This window comes from Nonomuraea sp. NPDC005650 (assembly GCF_040605375.1).
Taxonomy (GTDB): Bacteria; Actinomycetota; Actinomycetes; order Streptosporangiales; family Streptosporangiaceae; genus Nonomuraea.
This window is the reverse complement of record NZ_JBEXCR010000043.1, coordinates 102,548-119,784: the sequence shown is the minus strand read 5'-3', so window position 1 is coordinate 119,784 and position 17,237 is coordinate 102,548. Positions and strand designations below refer to the sequence as shown.

Below are 17,237 nucleotides of genomic sequence, written 5' to 3'. Positions count from 1 at the left end.
GTCATCCGCTGCCTCAAACGCTACGTCGCCCGCGAGGTCTACTCCTTGATCAAAGCAGCAACAGCCGACCACGCTCCCGACCCAGCCTGACCACTGACGAACATAGGGGCATCCAAACGGTATGCATCGAGACGCTGTCGGTGCGGGGTTTGGCTCGGGGGCGGCTGTCCAAAGCGGTGCGCGAGGTGAGCTGGGGCGCCTTCGCCCGGTTGCTGGAGGGCAAGGCCGCCCGCTACGGCCGGACCCTGGTCAAGATCGGACGGTTCTTCCCGTCGTCGCAGTTGTGCCCGTGCTGCGGCTGGAAGAGCGGGAAACTCGCGTTGGAGGTGCGGGAGTGGGATTGTCCCTCGTGCGGGGAGCATCACGACCGTGACATCGCCGCGGCGATCAACATCCTGACCGAGGGCGTGCGCAACATCGGTATATCTGGTTCTACCGTGGCCGCCGGGCTGGCTGGACACGGCATAAACGACTGTGGAGGGCAGGTAAGACCAGGCGAGGCAACTCCGACCCTGGCGCCGCCCGCGACCTACAACGCGCAGGCGGCGTAGAAGAAGCAGTAAGTCCCCCACGGCGACGTGGGGGAGTCCCCGGCGTTTACGCCGGGGAGGAAGTCAAAGCCAGCTCGCCCGGACGCCGGTGGCCGACGAGTCGCCCGGCGGGGTGGCCAGGTCGCCGGAGCGCACGCCGTCGAGGAGGCGGCCGACGGTGTCGACGATCTCCTGCGCGCGCTCGCGCAGCCCGGCCACGTCCGCCGGGCTCACCTCGTCGCGGTCCACCCCGGCCGAGTCGAGCACGCCCTCCAGGTCGGCCAGCCGCTCGCCCAGCCACTTCAGCGGCTCGCCGGAGAGCTCCTTGTCGAACACCCGCCGCCCCGGCTCCCACCCGTCGATGCCGGGGTGATGGTGGGTGCGGTCGAAGCTGCCGGGCGTGCCGTTGACCGACTCGAGCAGGTCGATGCGCCAGAGAGGCCGTTCGACGGTGATGGGGCGGGCCGAGTAGATCGACCCCTTCAGCTCGCCCGGCTCCAGCTTGCGCAGCTCCAGGCGTACGCCGCGCTCGGCGCCCTCCTGGCCGTTGGCGGGGTTGGGGTCGACGAAGTAGATGTCGCTCACCGCTACGCCGACCCGGTCGAAGCCGAAGACGTAGAGCATGGAGAACCACTTCCTTCATTGAAGGCCGGGAATTGGGACCTTCATGGACGTACCCGCTCGGGGCCCGGGTGATCGCGCCGATCTCAGGGGAGCCGGTAACCCATCTGCCCCGCGGGTTCGGTGGGGCCCCGGCTCAGCAGCAGCGTGCCCAGCCAGATGAGCGCCATGCCGACCGGCGTCAGGGCCGGTTGGAGCAGCCCGCCGATCAGCACCGCCACGCCCATGGCCGTGACGACCGCGCTCACCACCGTGACCCGCCGCAGCGCCGCGAGGACGGACGCCAGCCCGACCAGGGCGGCGAAGGCCGCCCCGTAGACGAGGGGCTCCCACGCCATGACGCGCTGGCTCTCGAACCTGTTGTAGAGGTCCACGATGAGGCCGACGACGTTGGCGGCGGCGCTGAGCAGGGCCAGCCCCGTGGCCGTGTCCACCGCCGCCCGCCACCCGCCCGTCACGGGCCCGGCCATGCCGCGCAGCGCCATGATCATGACGCCGAACATCAGGAACCCGGCCAGCAGGACCGCGCGCGCGGCCGCCCACCACGGCCCGCCGGCGAAGTCCGCGTCCGGGAGACGCAGGAGGAGGGTGCCGGCGAGCAGCGTGGCGGGCGCCGCGGTGAAGGAGATCTGGGTGAGGCGGTTCATGAGGGCCACGATGCCCCCTCACGCAGGGGCGCTCATCGGTGATCGCCCCTGACTTTCCCCTGATCTCCCTCAGGCGAAGTAGCGCAACCAGACGTACGCCCAGGCCATCAGGGTGCTCATGATGGTCACGACGATGCCGTACCGGGTGAACTGCCAGAAGGAGATCTTGTGCCCGGAACGCGCGGCGATGCCGAGCGCCACGACGTTGGCGCTGGCCGCCACCGCCGTGCCGTTGCCGCCGAAGTCCGCGCCCAGCGCGAACGCCCACCACAGCGCCTGCCCGGTCCCCGGGTCGGGGATCTCGGCGACCAAGCCCTCCACGATCGGGGCGGTCGTGGCGACGTACGGGATGTTGTCGAAGAAGGCGCCCAGCACGCTGGAGCCGAACAGCAGCGCCGTCGCGGCGACGAAGTAGTCGTCACCCACCGTGCCCAGGGCCCACGTGCCGATCGCCGCGATGACACCCGTGTGGACCAGGCCCGCGACCATGACGAACAGCCCCATGAAGAACACCAGCGTCGACCACTCGACCTCGCGCAGCACCTCGTGGACGTTCGCGCGTGACACCAGCAGCATCACCCCGGCCCCCACCAGGGCCACGATCGACGGGTCGACGTGCGCCACGGCGTGCAGCGCGAACCCGGCGATCACCGCGCCGAGCACCACCAGGCAGCGGACGAGCAGCCGCGGGTCGGTGATGGCCCGCCGCTCGTCCAGCGCCATCACCGCCTCGGCGTGCTCGGCGTCGTAGTGGAACGACCTGCGGAACAGCACCCACGTCAGCAGCACGAACGCGCCGAAGACGACCACCACGATCGGCGCCATGTGGACGAGGAAGTCGTTGAACGTCAGCCCCGCCCGGCTGCCGATGATGATGTTGGGCGGGTCGCCGATGAGGGTCGCGGCGCCGCCGATGTTGGAGGCCAGCACCTCGGCGATGAGGTACGGCTGGGCGGGGATGCGCAGCCGGTCGCACACCATCACGGTGACCGGCGCGACCAGCATGATCGTGGTGACGTTGTCGAGGAAGGGCGAGGCCACGGCGGTGATCGCCATCAGCATGACCATCAGCCGGTACGGTCTGCCCCGCGACCGCTTGGCGGCCCAGATGGCGAGGTAGTCGAAGACCCCGGTCTGCTTGATGATCCCCACGATGATCATCATGCCGAGCAGCAGGAAGACGACGTTCCAGTCGATGCCCTCGTGCTCGGAGAAGAACACCTCGGCGCCGGGGACGAGGCCCAGGACGGCCATCAGCCCGGCGGCTATGAGCACCACCTTGACCTTGTCGGCCTTCTCGGTGGCGATGAAGAAGAACGCGACCAGGAAGATCGCGAGGGCTACAAATGCGCTCATCCGTCACAACCCGGCGGCCCGGATCGGGCGGCGGGGCATGACGATACAAAGAGGGGTTGGCGGCACACGACTATCGACCTCCGGAGTCGGAACGGTTTCGGGCTTGGTGAGCCGCCGCTCCAGGATGATCGTCTCGTCGCGCGCGCCGCTTCGAGGTCATCCTTCGCGGGCGGCGGCTCCGCCCCAGTCTCGTGGTCCGGGCAGGCCCGGCACCATTGGGTCCAGCACCCATACGGGGAGGGACGGAGCATGTAGGGGCGTCGCGCAGGATGGGGGTCAGGCCGGATCGACAACCGTACCGGGAGACAAAGAGGCTGGTGGAATGACCGACGGGGCGAAGAGGACGACCAGAAGCCCGGCGCAGGCGCTGTTCTGGCGGCTGTTCATGATCAACGGGCTGGTGTTCGCGGTGGCCACCTTCGTCCTCGCGATCTCCCCGGCCACCGTGTCCGCGCCCCTGATGCTGGCCGAGGTGCCGGTGCTGATCGTGGGCCTGGCGCTGATGCTGGCCGCCAACGCGCTGCTCCTCCGCCGCAGCCTGGCCCCGCTGGACGAGCTGACCACGCTCATGCAGCGGGTGGACCTGCTGCGTACCGGCGACCGGCTGACCGACGGCGGCAACAGCGACCTCACCCACGTGATCGCCGCGTTCAACGCGATGCTCGACCGCCTGGAGGCCGAGCGCAGCGCCAGCAGCGGCCACGCCCTGGCCGCCCAGGAGGGCGAGCGGCGGCGCATCGCCCGCGAGCTGCACGACGAGATCGGCCAGAGCCTGACCGTGGTGCTCCTCGGCCTGAAGCGGGTGGTCGACCGCGCGCCCGACGACCTGCGGGAGGACCTGCACGGCGTGCAGGAGACCGTGCGCGCCAGCCTCGACGAGGTCCGGCAGGTCGCCCGGCGGCTGCGCCCCGGCGTGCTGGAGGACCTCGGGCTGCACGCCGCCCTGAGCGCTCTGTGCAGCGACGTCTCGCAGATGAGCGGGGTCCACGTGACCCGCTCCGTCCAGCACGACCTGCCCGGGCTGGGCGCGGACGTCGAGCTCGTGCTGTACCGGATCGCCCAGGAGAGCCTCACGAACATCGCCAGGCACGCCCGCGCCACGCGTGCCGAGCTGTCACTGGCCACGCAGGACGGGCGGCTGACCCTGCGCGTCTGCGACGACGGGAAGGGCGGCGCGCACCAGGACGGCGCCGGGATCCGGGGCATGCGCGAGCGCGCCCTGCTGATCGGCGCCCGCCTGACCGTCGACTCCCCGCCGGGCGAAGGCACCCGCGTCCACCTGACCATCCCGAACGATCGGAGCCCAACGCGGTGACCACTGCCAAGACCAGGATCCTGCTGGCCGACGACCACGCGCTGGTCCGCCGGGGACTGAAGATGATCCTCGACGCGGAGCCCGACCTGGAGGTCGTCGCCGAGGCCGCCGACGGCGCGGAGGCCGTCGCCGCCGCGTCGGAGGACGCCGTGGACCTGGCCATCCTGGACATCGCGATGCCGCGCATGACCGGCCTCCAGGCGGCCCGCGAGATCTCCCGCCGCGCGCCCGGCATCCGCATCCTGATCCTGTCCATGTACGATAACGAGCAGTACTTCTTCGAGTCGCTCAAGGTCGGCGCCTCGGGGTACGTGCTCAAGTCGGTCGCCGACCAGGACCTGCTGGAGGCGTGCCGGGCGACGATGCGCGGGGAGCCGTTCCTCTATCCCGGCGCGGTCACCGCGCTCATCCGCGACTACCTGCAGCGGTCGCGCGAGGGCGAGCGCATGCCCGAGAGCATCCTGACGCCCCGGGAGGAGGAGATCGTCAAGCTCATCGCGGAGGGCAACTCGGCCAAGGAGATCGCGGAGACGCTCGTCATCAGCGTGAAGACCGTGGACCGGCACCGGGCGAACATCCTGCAGAAGCTCGGCATGCGCGACCGCCTCGACCTGACCCGCTACGCCATCCGCGCGGGCCTCGTCGAACCCTGATCTGCCGAACCCTGATCCGCCGAGCCCTGATCACAGGGCCAGGAACCGGCCGTCGTGGTGGACGAGCGGGCCGCCGCCCGGCCCGACCACGGTCTCGACCACGGTCTCGCGTACGTCGGCCACGACCAGCAGGTGGTCGCCCACCACCAGCCGGGTACGCGTGCTCACCAGCATCCACGCCGGCACCCCGTCGAGCAGCGGCAGCCCGCACGGCCCCCACCGCCACTCCACGGGACCGGCGAACTTCTCCGGCCCGGTGACCGCGAACGCCGACGCCACGTCCGCCTGGTCCGAGCGCAGCAGGTGGACGATCCCGTGGGCCGCCCGGCGCCAGGCCCGCCCCGACGTGGAGCCCAGGGCGACCCCGAACGACACCGTCGGCGGCTCCAGCGACACCGAGGCCAGCGAGGTCGCGCAGAACCCGACCGGCCCGCCGCCCCTGGTCGTGATCACGGCGACCCCGGCCGCGTGCCGCCGCATCACGGCACGCAGCTCCTCCGGGCCGGCGGCCCGGCCGGGCCGCTCTTCCGCGCGGGCGGGCAGCTCTCCCGGACGGGCGGGCAGCGGGGAGGACAGCGGGGACGGCGGCAGCGGGGAGGACAGCGGGGAGGACATGGTCACCGCACCAGCGCGGCCCTGAGCCGGGCGATCTCGTCCGCGTGCTCGGACACCTCGCCGCGCTCGGTCATGAGCCGCAGGTGCGTGTCCCAGTCGGCGGCGGCCCGGCCGTGGCTGCCCAGGGCGTGGTGGCTCAGCCCGCGCCGGAACAGCACGTCCGCCGGGTCCACCTCGCCCGAGGCCAGCGCGGCGTCGTAGTCGTCGACGGCGCCCGCGGCGTCGCCCAGCTCGTGCCGGCCGATCCCGCGGTTGACCCGCAGCATCGCCGCGTCCCTGAGCGCGATGGCCCGGTCGAGGTCGGCCACCGCCTCGGCGGCGCGGCCCGCGGTGAAGTGCAGGACGGCGCGGTTCCCGTACACCTCGACCAGCTCCGGGTCCAGCCGCAGGGCGGTCGCGTAGCACTCCAGCGCGCCGGCCTCGTCGTCCTGCTCGGCGCGCAGCAGGCCCTTGGCGGACCACAGGTGGGCGTGGCCGGGCTGCAGCGTCAGGCCGCGGTCAACGTCGGCGGCGGCCCGCTCCAGGTCGCCGGCGCCGATGAGCAGGGCGGCCCGGTTGAGCAGCGCCTCGGTGTAGTCGGGGTCGATGTCCAGCACGGTGTCGAGGTCGGCCAGCGCCGCCTCCTCCTCGCCGAGGTCCAGCCGGAGGTCGGCGCGGTTGTAGTAGGCGTCGGTGAAGGCCACGCTCAGCTCGATCGCGTGGTCGAGGTCGCGCAGCGCGCCCTCGATGTCGCCGCTCGCCTTCAGCGCCACCGCCCGGTCGAAGTACGGCTCGTCGTACTCGGGGTCGCGGGTGAGCACCTCGTCGAACGCCGTGATCGCGCCGTCGTAGTCCTTCAGCCCCAGCAGCACGCGCGCCCGGTTGTTGATCAGCACCGTGCGGTGGAGCTGGTGCTGGTCGGGGTCGAGGTGCTCGTCGAGGATCTCGATCGCCTGGTTGACCAGGTCCAGCGAGCCGGGCAGGTTGCCGCGGTGCAGCTCGACCAGGGCGCGGGCGTTGCGCATGAACGCGCTGTAGAACGCGTGCCGCTCCGGGTCCGGGGCGCCCTCGGCCAGCGCGAGCGCCGTGTTCACCCACGACAGCGCCTTGTCCTGGTCCAGCCGGTCCTTCTCCAGGTGCCGGGTGTAGATCATCGCCATCATGTAGGCGTCGTTCATCTGCTCGGCGACCTCGGTGGTCTCGCGACGGTGCTCGTCGATCACCTCCATGGCCTCGTCGCAGCGCGACAGGTACGTCAGCGCGCCGATGACCCGCTTGGTGAGGTAGTTGTGGGTCTTGGGGTCGTCGGCGTAGGCCAGCAGCGCGCGCCCCCGGCGGCCGAGGTCCAGCGCGGCCTCGTAGTAGCCCTCGCGGAACGCCTGGTTCTGCCCGGCGACCAGCCACTCCAGGGCCTCGGCCGGGTTCTCGCCGCGCTCCAGGTGGTAGGGGACGGCCCCGAGCTGGCTGCCCGGCTCGTTCAGCCCGATCAGCAGGCGGGCGCGCTCGCTGTGCCGCCGCTCGCGCTCGGCCCCGGCCAGCGACTCGTACGCCGCCAGCTCCGCCGGGTCCGCGCTGGTGCCGTCGGAGTCCACGTACCGCTGGGCCGGGTCCCCGCCGCCGCGCAGGCGTACGGGCGAGCTGACCAGGTCGGCGTCCACCACCTCCAGCAGGGCCGGGTCGCGGCGGCGGCGCAGCGTCCCGAACAGCTGGACGTCGGTCGGGTCCGCCTCCGTCAGCTCCCTGAACATCAGCGTGACCCCCTCGGGGTGGCACGTCCTGACCCAGAGGTTCACCAGCTCGGACACCATGAACGCGAGATCGCGGGTGCGCTGGATCGCGTAGAAGCGGGTTCGTTCGTCGCCCTTGGCCAGGTCGGTGAGGGTCTGCGGCCGGATGGGCACGTCGGACTCCAGATCGGGCGCGATCGCGACCACGGCCGTGGCGGCGGGCTTCACCAGCGCCGGATCGACGGCCGTCAGCTCGGGCACCAGCCGGCGCAGCAGCTCACCCCCCGCCGTGTACGGGCCGCGCAGCCGGCGATGGCCGCGTAGTTCGAGGAGGTGACGGCCGATCAACTGGCCGGCACGTGCCGGCAGGCGGACGGTCATGACGAGTTCCTTTCGATTCTGCGACGGCGCAGGTCGCGGATCGTGACGTAGGCGAGCAGGCCCAGCTCGGCCAGGGCGAGCAGGACGAAGACGGCGGTGTCGACGGCTTCCCAGACGGTCGGCGTACGGTCGAAGCGGTGGGCGACGGTGGTCCAGAACCGCACGGCGGCGGGCACGCCGACCGCCAGCAGCGTGCCGAGCGAGAGCCCGTAACCGGCCACCATCAGCGGCGCGTACCAGCGCGCCGCCGCGCGGTCGCGCTCGGACCACTCCTCGTCGCTCTGCCGGGCGGGCCGCCGCAGCACCGCGGCGAGCAGGCCCTTGACCCGCTGCCTGGCGGCGCCGTGCAGGTCGGTGCAGCCGGTGGCGGTGTTGATGACGAAGTAGAAGTCGGTCTCCAGGTAGAACAGGCACTCCCAGAGGATGCGCAGCACCCCGCTGAAGGCCAGGGCCAGCAGCAGCCCGGTCAGCCACGGCGGCCACCCCCACTGCCGTCCGGCCGCTGCGAGCAGCGTGAACGCGCCGACTCCGACGGCGTCCACCAGGGCCCCTGCGAGCAGCGGCAGGTAGCGCCGGGCCCGCGGGACGCTGTAGAGGGAGTCCATGCGGGTCTCGGCCACGAGGTAGTAGAAGCGCCGCCCCACCCCGAGCGTGGACGGCAGCCCCAGCCGCCGCGCGGCCAGCGCGTGGAACCCCTCGTGGAGCAGCAGCAGGGGGAACTGGGAGAGCGCGAGCACGATCGGGATGAACGACAGGTTCGAGGTGAAGAAGATGCGCTCGTAACCGGGCCGCAGGCCGGGGTCCAGCACCATGGCCGCCACCCCGGCCGCCACGACGACGGCGTACATGGCGAACGCGGGCGGCGAGAACAGCGCCCGGCCCAGCCACCGCCAGCGCACGGCCGGCGGCGCGGCCCGTTCCTCGCCCTCGCCGACCACGAACCCGAGGTCGTCGAGTATGCCCAGGAAGTCCTCGACGTCGAGCTGCTCGCCCGTCCGCTCGTGCCACCCGCGCGCGCCCGACTCCAGCGTCTCGCCCGCCTCCAGGCAGCGCAGCAGCTCGGCGCCCTCGCGGGGGAACAGGCCGTACGAGCCGGTGTCCGGGCGTCCCACCATGACCCCGTCGCCCTCGTCGACGTAGGTGAGCGGCTGCAGCCGCACGCGCGTGCCGACGCTGCCGTCCATGTCCTCCCCTTTCATTCATGATCAAGGAGAATCCCGGGGCGTCCCCGTCCCCGGGATCTCGTTCATGCCACTCGTTCATGCCGCCGTGCCGGCGGCTAGCCGCAGCACGGGCAGTAGTACGCGCAGCGGGCCGTCAGGCGGATAGCCCCCGGCTTGCGCACGGTCATCTTGGTCATCGAGTCACCCCCTCGGATCACGTGGCGAAGTCGCGAGCAACGCGACGGGAATCGGCCGGCGTGGGGAGAGTGGAAGGGCCCGCGCCGGCCGCACTCCCATGAAGCCACGGGCGTGCGGGCGCGAACCAGGACCACTCCTCGCGCTGTGGGAGCGGGTAGTGGCCCTCTGCCCGGGGATCAGAGCATGCGCTGGATGACGTCCGGCACGTCCGGCACGTCCGCGTTCTCGATCGAGTGCCGCTCCTCGGCGGTGATCAGGCCGAGGCCGTGCAGGATGGCGGCCGACCTGTGCCAGAGCCGGCGGGCCTGGCCGCATTCGCCGATCTCGCTCAGCGCGTGCCCGAGCCCCCAGAGGCTCTCCGCCTCGACGTAGTCGCCGCCGTGGCCCGCGGCCCGGTGCCGGGCCAGCGCCTCGCGGTGGTGCCTGACGGCCTGGTCCGGGTCGCCCGCCAGCCGGTACGCCTCCGCGAGGTTGGCCAGGGCGGTCACCGTGTCGAGCGCCGCGTCCGCCTCCTCCATGATCTCGACCGATCGGACGCCGGCCTCGACGGCCTCGGCGAACCGCCCGGCCCGCTGGTAGACCAGCCCCAGATGGGTGAGGATGACACCCTGGCCGTAGCGGTCGTCCATGAGTGCGAGGGCCTGCCGGTGATGGTCGGCGGCCTCGTCGAAGCGGCCCGCCCCGCGGTAGGCGATGCCGAGGTGGTCGAGCAGGGCGGCCGCGCGGCGGGTGTTCCCCAGCCGCCGGTGGATGGCCAGCGATCGGTTCAGGTGGGCGATGCCGACGATCTGGTTGCCCATGCACACGTGTGCCCAGCCGAGGTCGCCCAGGACGACGGCCTCCTGGAACGGCTCCGCGGTGTGCTCGGCAGACCGCAACGCGGCCTCGCTGACCGCCAGCAGAACGCGCCAGCGGCCCGCGTAGTAGAGCGGGACCGCGAACGTCACCGCCAGCGCGATCCCGAGCTCGACCAAGGCCGTGCCGCGGGTCTGGCCGACGACCGCGAGCAGGTTGTCCTCCTCGGCGTCGATCCAGGCCCGCAGGTCCTCGTTCGTCCGCAGCGCCAGCCCGGGACGCGTGAGGGAGCTCGGGCCGACCTCGTTGCGCCACGTGTAGGCGGGTTTCAGCATTCTGATCGCCGTGCGCGCGGTGGCCAGGTGGTGGTGCAGCACGCGCTCCACGGCCTGTTCTCCGGCCGGCTCGCCCTCCTCCTCCGCCGCCCGCTCGCGCGCGAACAGCCGGAGCAGGTCGTGCAGGCTGTAGCGGTCGGGGGCGCGGTCCTGCACGAGCTGCGCGTCCACCAGGAGGTCGAGCAGGCGCTGGGCGCGCTCCTCGGGGAGCCCGGCCAGCGCGGCGGCCGTGGGCAGGTCGAGGTCGGGGACGTCCAGCAGGCCGAGCAGCCGGAACATCCGCGCCGCCGCGACCCCGTCGAGGTCGGACTTCAGCCCCTGGTAGCCGGCCTGGAAGCTGGCGCGCACCCCCCGGTCGTCGGCCCGCAGCTCGTCGAGGCGGCGGTGGGCGGAGGCCAGCCGCCCGGCCAGCTCCGACACCTTCCACGACGGCCGGGCCCGCAGCCGGGCCGCGGCCAGGCAGAGCGCCAGCGGCAGGCCCCCGCACAGCCGGACCACCTCGCCCGCCGCTGTGGGCTCGGCGGCGATCCGCTCGTCGCCGACCACGCCGCTCAGCAGGGTCAGGGCGTCGCCGTCCGGCAGCATGTCCAGCGACAGCTGAACGGCGCCGTCGAACGAGGTGAGCATCCGGCGGCTGGTGACCAGCACGGCGCACGTCGCGCTGCCGGGCAGCAGGGGCCGCACCTGCGCGGCGTCCCTGGCGTTGTCCAGGATGACGAGCAACCTCTTGCCGACGGTCAGCGAACGGAACCGCCCCGCGGCCTCCTCCAGGTCCAGGGGCACCGTCGAGGCGGCCACGCCCAGCGAGCGCAGGAACCGCCCCAGCGCCTCGACCGGTTCGACGGGGGCGACCTGCGGCGAAGTGCCGTGCAGGTTCACGTAGAGCTGGCCGTCGGGGTATTGGGCGGCCAGGGCGTGCGCGACGTGGATGGCCAGGGAGGACTTGCCGACGCCGCCGATGCCGCTGATCTGGCAGATCCGCACCGCGCCCGGCTCGCCCCCGGCCAGCGCCGCGCTCACCCGCGCCACCTCCCCGGCCCGCCCGACGAACGACGCCACCGCGGCGGGCAGCTCCGCGGGCACCGGCTTCGTGGGCGCCGGTGTTGTGGGCACTGGGGTTGTGTGCGCTGAGGTCGCGTGCGCTGAGGTTGCGGGCGCCGGGTTTACGTGCGCCGGGCTTGTGTGCGCTGGGGCCGGTGGCGCGTCGCCGGCGGCCGGGGGCTCGGCGTCCGGCTCCTCGCGCAGGACGCGCTGGTGCAGCTCCTGCAGCTCGCTGCCCGGCTCGACGCCCAGCTCGGCGACGAGCCGCCGCCTGGCGTCGCGGAAGACCTCCAGGGCGGCGGCCCTGCGCCCGTCCTGGTGCAGCGCCGCCATCATCAGGTACGCCAGCCGCTCCCGCAGCGGATGCTCGCCGATCAGCACCGGCAGCTCGGCCAGCGGCTCCCGGCACAGCCCGAGGCGGAGGTCGGCCGCGATGCGCTCCTCGACGGCCGCGAGCCGCTCCTCCTCCAGCGGCCCGCCGAACGTGTCGCTCAGCCACTCGCCGGCGACCCCGGCCAGCGGCGGCCCGCTCCACAGGTCCAGCGCCCGCCGCAGCAGCGGGCCCGCCTCGTCCCCGCCGCCCGCCCGCGCCCGCTCGACCAGGTGGCGCGACAGGTAGAGGTCGACGCGCAGCGGATCGAGGTCGAGCCGGTAGCCGGGCGGGGAGGTGGCCAGCTCGACACCGGGGATCTCGGCCAGGACCCGGCGCAGCCGCGACACGTACCCCTGGATGGCGTTGCGGGCCGACGGCGGCGACTCCTCGCCCCAGACGGCCTCCACCAGCCGGTCGAGCGGCACCGTACGGCCCGGGTGGAGCAGCAGCACGGCCAGCACCGAGCGCTGCTGCGCGGTCGTGGGCCCGAGTGACCTGCCGTCCGCCCAGATCCCCACGGGCCCCAGCAGCCGGAACTCCACGCCGTCCAACGGCCGTCCCCCTCAGTGATCGGCCTTCAGCCTACCCAGCCGACGATCTTCGCGAGCGGAACCGACTTATCCTCCGGAATCGACCCGGCGGCCGTTGACCCACACGTCGCGCAGAACGAACCCCGTCACGTCGCGCACGACGTCGTCCTCGGCCATCTCCTCGAACACGCTGTCGGCCACCCGCACGCCCCTGATCGGGTTGCCCGGGTTGCCGATCAGGTTGAACGCCCGGGGCGCCCGCCCGGCCCGCAGGCGGCGCACGTCGATGGCGCCCACGTCGGGGAAGTACGGGCCGGTGTCCTTGTTCTCGTAGTTCAGGGCCACCTCGATCACCGCGTCGGCCGCCTGTCCCACCGTGATGTCCCTGAAGTAGACGTCCCTGACGTAGCCGCCGCGGTCGGGGTTGGTCTTGACGCGGATCGCGCGCTCCAGGCGGGCGCTGCTCATCGTGCAGTCCCAGGCGTAGACCCAGCGCACGCCGCCGGTGGTCTCGCTGCCGATCGTCACGCCGCCGTTGCCGTCGCGCATCACGCAGGAGTCCACGAGCACGTTCATGGAGGGCGCGTCGACCCGGCGGCCGTCGGCGTTCTTGCCCGCCTTGATCGCCACGCAGTCGTCGCCCGTGTTGAACTCGCACCGCTCGATGAGCACGTCCACGCAGGACTCGGGGTCGCAGCCGTCGTTGTTGGGGCCGTTCGGGCTGTCCACGGTGACCTCGCGGACGGTCACGTTCGTGCACAGGACCGGGTGGATGTTCCACATGGGGGAGTCCTTGACCGTCACGCCCTCGATCAGGACGTTGCGGCAGCGGTAGAGCTGGATGAGGTTGGGGCGCAGGTAGTGCCCCTCGCCGAACACCCGCTCGGCCACCGGCACGCCCTGCTCGGCCATGGCGGCCAGCAGGTTCTTGTCGGGCCGCTCGGACGGCGGCGGGTCGCCCGACCAGTCCCACCAGTGCGTGGCGTCGGCCTGGCCGTCGATCGTGCCGCCGCCGGTGATCGCGACGTTCTCCTGCCCGTAGGCGTAGATGAACGGCGAGTAGTTCATCAGCTCGACGCCCTCGTAGCGGGTGTGGACGACCGGCAGGTAGTCGGCCGGGTTCCGGCTGAACCGGATCGTGGCGCCCGCCTCCAGGTGCAGCTCGACGTTGCCGGCCAGGTGGATCGCGCCGGTGAGGTACGTCCCCGCGGGCACCAGCACGCGCCCGCCGCCCGCCGCCGCGCAGGCCGCGATCGCCTGCCTGAAGGCGTCGGTGCACATCGCGGTCCCGTCGCCGGCCGCGCCGTAACGCGTGACGGGGAAGGCGCGGCGGGGGAAGCGGGGCGGCCTGATCCGCCGCCGGATCAGCGGCACCCTGGCCCAGCCGCCCAGGTCGGGGGCCGCTTCCGCCCGGCCGGCCAGCTGGGGCGCCAGCGCGGCGCCGGCCGCGGCGGCCAGGAAGCTCCTGCGGGACCGGTTCATCTAGTTCTCCTATCCATGGGCCAGGGAGATGCCGCGCCGCTCGACCAGGGTGTGCTCGCCGACCCGGTACGGCTCCACCCGCCGCACCGCCGTGTAGAAGTGGTGGAGCCGCCCGCCGTGGGAGACGAGCGCGGGCTTGTGCGCGTACGTGTCGTCGGCCGAGCCCGGCGGCCCCACGTCGACGAGGATCTCGCCGCTCTTGCGCCAGGTGTGCAGGTCCCGGGAGACCGCGTAGCTCTCCCGGGCGTGCCCGTCGAACGAGAGCCCGAAGTAGAACATCACCCACCAGTCGCCGTCCCGCAGCACGCACGGGTCGGAGGCGAACCGCTCGTCGAACTCGCCAGGACCGCCGTGCGGGACGACCGGGCCGGGCTCCGGACGCTCCCAGCGTTCGAGGTCGGGGGAGACGGCGTAGCCGATCTGCTCGCGCCAGCCGTCGTAGGTGCGGTTCTTGGCGTTGTAGAAGCAGTAGTAGAGGCCGTCGTGGCGCAGCAGCCACGACTTGTAGAGGCCGCCGCGCTCCCACGCGCCGCCGTCCTGCGGGCGCAGCACCGACCCGACGTCCTCCCAGGTACGCAGGTCCTCACTGGCCACGAACCCGATGACCGCCGCGCCCATCTCCATGCCCGCCTCGGGATAGGCGTGGTACGTGCCGACCGCCCGCCCGTCCACCCGGGTCACCTGGCCGGGGGAGCCGAGGCGGTTGTCGCGGACGATCGAGGTGAGCGCCGCGTTGTAGCCCCGGTACGGGTGCGCGGGGTCGCGCGGCAGGATCACCTCGCCCGGGGTCCACGACACGAGGTCCGGCGAGCGGCTCAGCGCGGTCTGGTAGCCGGTGCCGTCGAAGCCGACGTACGTCATCAGGTACTCGCCGCCGTCGGAGCACACGAACGGGCAGTCCACGAAGAGGCCGTCGAACCTGCCCGGCTCCCGCGACCCCTCGACCAGCAGCCTGCCGGCCTTGTGCGGCGTCCTGACGCGAGCGCCGTCGTACCCGCCGATCACCGAGCCGCCCCGAACGTCCAGTGCCCGGCGGGCACCTCGTAGGCGCGGGCCCCGAGCTTGACCGCCCCGTCCGGCACGGCGTGCCGCGCGAGCCCGAGATCGGGCAGCCGCACCTCGGCCGACGAGCCCGGCGGGACCGTCACGTCGAGGGTGAACTCCCCGTCGGCGCGGGTCCAGGAGACCTCGACCGTGCCGTACGGGGTGCCGGTGCTCGCCCGCACCGACTCCAGGTCGCCGGGGGCGGCGGGCTCGATCAGCAGCCTGCGGAAGCCGTTCGAGCCCGGGGCCTGGCCGATGCCGCCGAGGCCGCGGTAGAACCAGGAGTCGATGGCGCCGAGCATGTAGTGGTTCTGCGACAGGCCCCGCGTCGGCCCGTCCCACGCCTCGGTGAGCGCGGTGGCGCCGTGCCTCACCTGGTAGCCGTAGCTGGGGTGGCTCGTCGAGGTGGCGAACGCCCACAGCGCGTCGTGCCGCCCCGCCCGGCCGAGCACCCTGAACAGGGCGGGCAGCGCGATCTCGCCGACCGTGATGCCACCGCCCGCCACCGCTTCGGCGATCCGGTCCAGCACCCGCTCGTCGGTGACGACGCCCATGTCGAAGGCCAGGATCTCCGACGCCTGGCTGCGGGGCTCGGCGAGGGTACGGGTGAACGCGGCGGTGATCTGCTCGGACAGGGCCCGGTAGCGCTTGGCGTCCTCGTCGCGGCCCAGCACCCCGGCGGCGCGGGCCATCGTGCGCGCGGCCCGCCAGTAGCCCCAGGTCGAGACCAGCGGGACGGGCGTCGAGTCGTCCAGGCCGATCCAGTCGCCCAGCCCGTGGCCGAGGACGCCGTGCTCGGCCTTGGACGTGAGGTAGTCCACGTAGCGGCGCATCGCGTCGTAGTGGGTCCTCATCGCGGACAGGTCGCCGTACCAGCGGTAGAGCTGCCACGGGATGCGGACGATCGCGCCGCCCCAGTTGGGGTCGTCCCTGAAGGGGGCGTCGAACACCAGGAACTCCGGCGCGATGTCCGGCACCAGCCCGTCCGGGGTCTGCGCCTCGGCGATGGTGACCAGCAGCTCGCGGTAGTAGGCGGCCACGTCGTAGTTGTAGGCGACGACGTCGAACAGCAGGTGGGTCTGCTCCAGCCAGCCCAGCTTCTCCCGGTGCGGGCAGTCGGTGAGGACGCTGTACATGTTGCCCCGCACCGCGCGGTCGATGATCGTGTGGATGTCGTTGACCAGGGCGTCGGAGGTCTCGAACGCGCCGGTGGGGGTGTTGTCGGCACGCAGCACGAGCGCGGTCACGGCCTCCGGGCCGACGTGCTCGGGCAGGCCCTGCACCTCGACGTAGCGGAAGCCGTCGTAGCGGAAGCTCGGGTGCCAGGTCTGCGGCCCGTCCTTGGTGACGTACGTGTTGAAGATCGGCGCGCCGGTGGTGGGCTTGGACTGGATGACGCGGCCGTAGTCGTCGAGCTGGTCGCCGGGCACGAGCCGCAGGTAACGGCCGGCCGGGAGGTCCAGGCTCAGCTCGGCCCAGCCGGCGACGACCGCGCCGACGTCGAAGACCGGCGTGCCGTCGGTGGCGACGAGCCTGGCGGTCGCGGGCAGCCGTTCGGTGACCCTGACGGGCGGGCAGGCGCGCGAGCTGAGCACGTCCTTCGTGCCCGGGACGACGGTGACGGGGCGCCAGCCGGTGGTGGTGCGGCGGGCGTCGTGGTCCTCGCCGCCGTACCAGTGCGAGCGCACGGTCGGGCTGTCGGCGGCCCGCCAGTCCGGGCCCGTGACGAACCGGCCGAACGAGCCGTCGGCGTAGCCCAGTTCGAGCTGCGCGATGGCGCGCGGGGCGGCCTTGGAGCCGAAGAACTTCATGTACCGGTCCTGGTGCGGGAAGACGTGCGCGATCCCCGGGCCCAGCTCGACGCCGAGCGTGTTGCGGCCCTCGCGCAGCAGCTCCGTCACGTCGTGGGTGGCGTAGACGACGCGCCTGGTGAAGTCCGTGTACGGCGGCTCCAGCACGGCGTCGGTCACCGGGGCGCCGTTCACCGTGGCGACGTAGACGCCCAGGCCCGCGACGTGCAGCCGGGCGCGGGTGACCGGCCTGGCCAGTACGAACTCGCCCTTCAGCAGCGGGAGCGGGCGCCCCTCGCCGGCTCGCGGGTTGCCCTCGTCGTACCAGTCGGGGTGGGTGATCCACGAGGCCGACCAGTCGTCCGGGCGCAGCAGGCCCAGCTCGAAACGGGCGTCCGGGCTCCAGCCGGACCAGCGGCCGGCCGCGTCGCGGATCCGCACCCGCCAGCGGGCCGCCGTGCGCGAGGTCAGGGGCCGCCCGTCGTACACCACGCGCTGGTCGGCCGACTCGACCTCGCCGGTGTCCCACAAGCCCGGCTCGACCTGTAGGTGGTAACCGGTCTGCGGCTCGGTGCCGGTGAGCTGCCAGCTCAGTGCCGGCCGGGTGATCTCGATGCCGAGGGGGTCGATCAGGTCGCACGTTCGCAGGTTCGTCACCATGG

General features: G+C 72.7%; 13 protein-coding genes. 3 read left to right on the top strand and 10 right to left on the bottom strand.

Going from position 1 to position 17,237, the window contains the following annotated elements; all coding sequences use genetic code 11:
- Positions 1–140 precede the first annotated feature (140 nt).
- Positions 141–551, top strand: a complete 411-nt coding sequence (locus ABZS69_RS51185; protein ID WP_355387507.1) for a zinc ribbon domain-containing protein — start codon at positions 141–143, stop codon at positions 549–551.
- A 63-nt stretch (positions 552–614) separates the two neighbouring features.
- Here the strand turns inward: ABZS69_RS51185 and ABZS69_RS51180 are convergent, their stop codons facing one another.
- The 3 genes from ABZS69_RS51180 to ABZS69_RS51170 all read right to left on the bottom strand — a co-directional run bounded on the left by ABZS69_RS51180 (position 615) and on the right by ABZS69_RS51170 (position 3,154).
- Positions 615–1,154, bottom strand: coding sequence for a hypothetical protein (locus tag ABZS69_RS51180; protein ID WP_355387504.1), 540 nt, complete (start codon positions 1,152–1,154; stop codon positions 615–617).
- Positions 1,155–1,237: 83 nt separating this feature from the next.
- Complete coding sequence (locus ABZS69_RS51175) at positions 1,238–1,798, bottom strand: hypothetical protein (RefSeq protein ID WP_355387501.1); 561 nt, start codon at positions 1,796–1,798, stop codon at positions 1,238–1,240.
- 69 nt (positions 1,799–1,867) lie between these two features.
- Positions 1,868–3,154, bottom strand: a complete 1,287-nt coding sequence (locus ABZS69_RS51170) for an ArsB/NhaD family transporter (RefSeq protein WP_355387498.1) — start codon at positions 3,152–3,154, stop codon at positions 1,868–1,870.
- Between the two features lie 322 nt (positions 3,155–3,476).
- Here ABZS69_RS51170 and ABZS69_RS51165 point away from each other — a divergent pair, with 322 nt between their 5' ends.
- Positions 3,477–4,469 (top strand): histidine kinase, encoded by a 993-nt coding sequence (locus ABZS69_RS51165; protein WP_355387495.1) that lies wholly within the window; start codon positions 3,477–3,479, stop codon positions 4,467–4,469.
- The gene (locus tag ABZS69_RS51160) at positions 4,466–5,122 is read left to right on the top strand and encodes a response regulator transcription factor (protein WP_355387492.1); all 657 of its coding nucleotides are present in this window, start codon (positions 4,466–4,468) and stop codon (positions 5,120–5,122) included. The genes ABZS69_RS51165 and ABZS69_RS51160 overlap by 4 nt, the downstream gene beginning before the upstream one ends.
- A gap of 30 nt (positions 5,123–5,152) precedes the next feature.
- Here ABZS69_RS51160 and ABZS69_RS51155 read toward each other — a convergent pair whose 3' ends face one another.
- The 7 genes from ABZS69_RS51155 to ABZS69_RS51125 form a co-directional block, all read right to left on the bottom strand.
- The gene (locus ABZS69_RS51155; RefSeq protein WP_355387489.1) at positions 5,153–5,737 is read right to left on the bottom strand and encodes a flavin reductase family protein; all 585 of its coding nucleotides are present in this window, start codon (positions 5,735–5,737) and stop codon (positions 5,153–5,155) included.
- A gap of 2 nt (positions 5,738–5,739) precedes the next feature.
- A complete protein-coding gene (locus ABZS69_RS51150) occupies positions 5,740–7,824 on the bottom strand; it encodes a tetratricopeptide repeat protein (protein WP_355387486.1) in 2,085 nt (694 codons plus the stop codon).
- Positions 7,821–9,008: a hypothetical protein gene (locus ABZS69_RS51145; RefSeq protein ID WP_355387483.1), complete on the bottom strand. Its 1,188-nt coding sequence runs from the start codon at positions 9,006–9,008 to the stop codon at positions 7,821–7,823. Before ABZS69_RS51145 ends, ABZS69_RS51150 begins: the two co-directional genes overlap by 4 nt.
- Positions 9,009–9,361: 353 nt before the next feature.
- Positions 9,362–12,271 carry a BTAD domain-containing putative transcriptional regulator gene (locus tag ABZS69_RS51140; protein WP_355387516.1) on the bottom strand — a complete coding sequence of 970 codons (2,910 nt, stop codon included), beginning with the start codon at positions 12,269–12,271 and terminating at the stop codon, positions 9,362–9,364.
- A 75-nt stretch (positions 12,272–12,346) separates the two neighbouring features.
- Complete coding sequence (locus ABZS69_RS51135) at positions 12,347–13,741, bottom strand: glycoside hydrolase family 28 protein (protein ID WP_355387480.1); 1,395 nt, start codon at positions 13,739–13,741, stop codon at positions 12,347–12,349.
- Between the two features lie 9 nt (positions 13,742–13,750).
- Entirely contained in the window at positions 13,751–14,746 is a 996-nt protein-coding gene (locus ABZS69_RS51130) for a hypothetical protein (RefSeq protein ID WP_355387477.1), read from the bottom strand.
- On the bottom strand, positions 14,743–17,235 hold the full coding sequence (locus ABZS69_RS51125) for a family 78 glycoside hydrolase catalytic domain (protein WP_355387474.1): 2,493 nt from the start codon (positions 17,233–17,235) through the stop codon (positions 14,743–14,745). The genes ABZS69_RS51130 and ABZS69_RS51125 overlap by 4 nt, the downstream gene beginning before the upstream one ends.
- Positions 17,236–17,237: the final 2 nt, after the last annotated feature.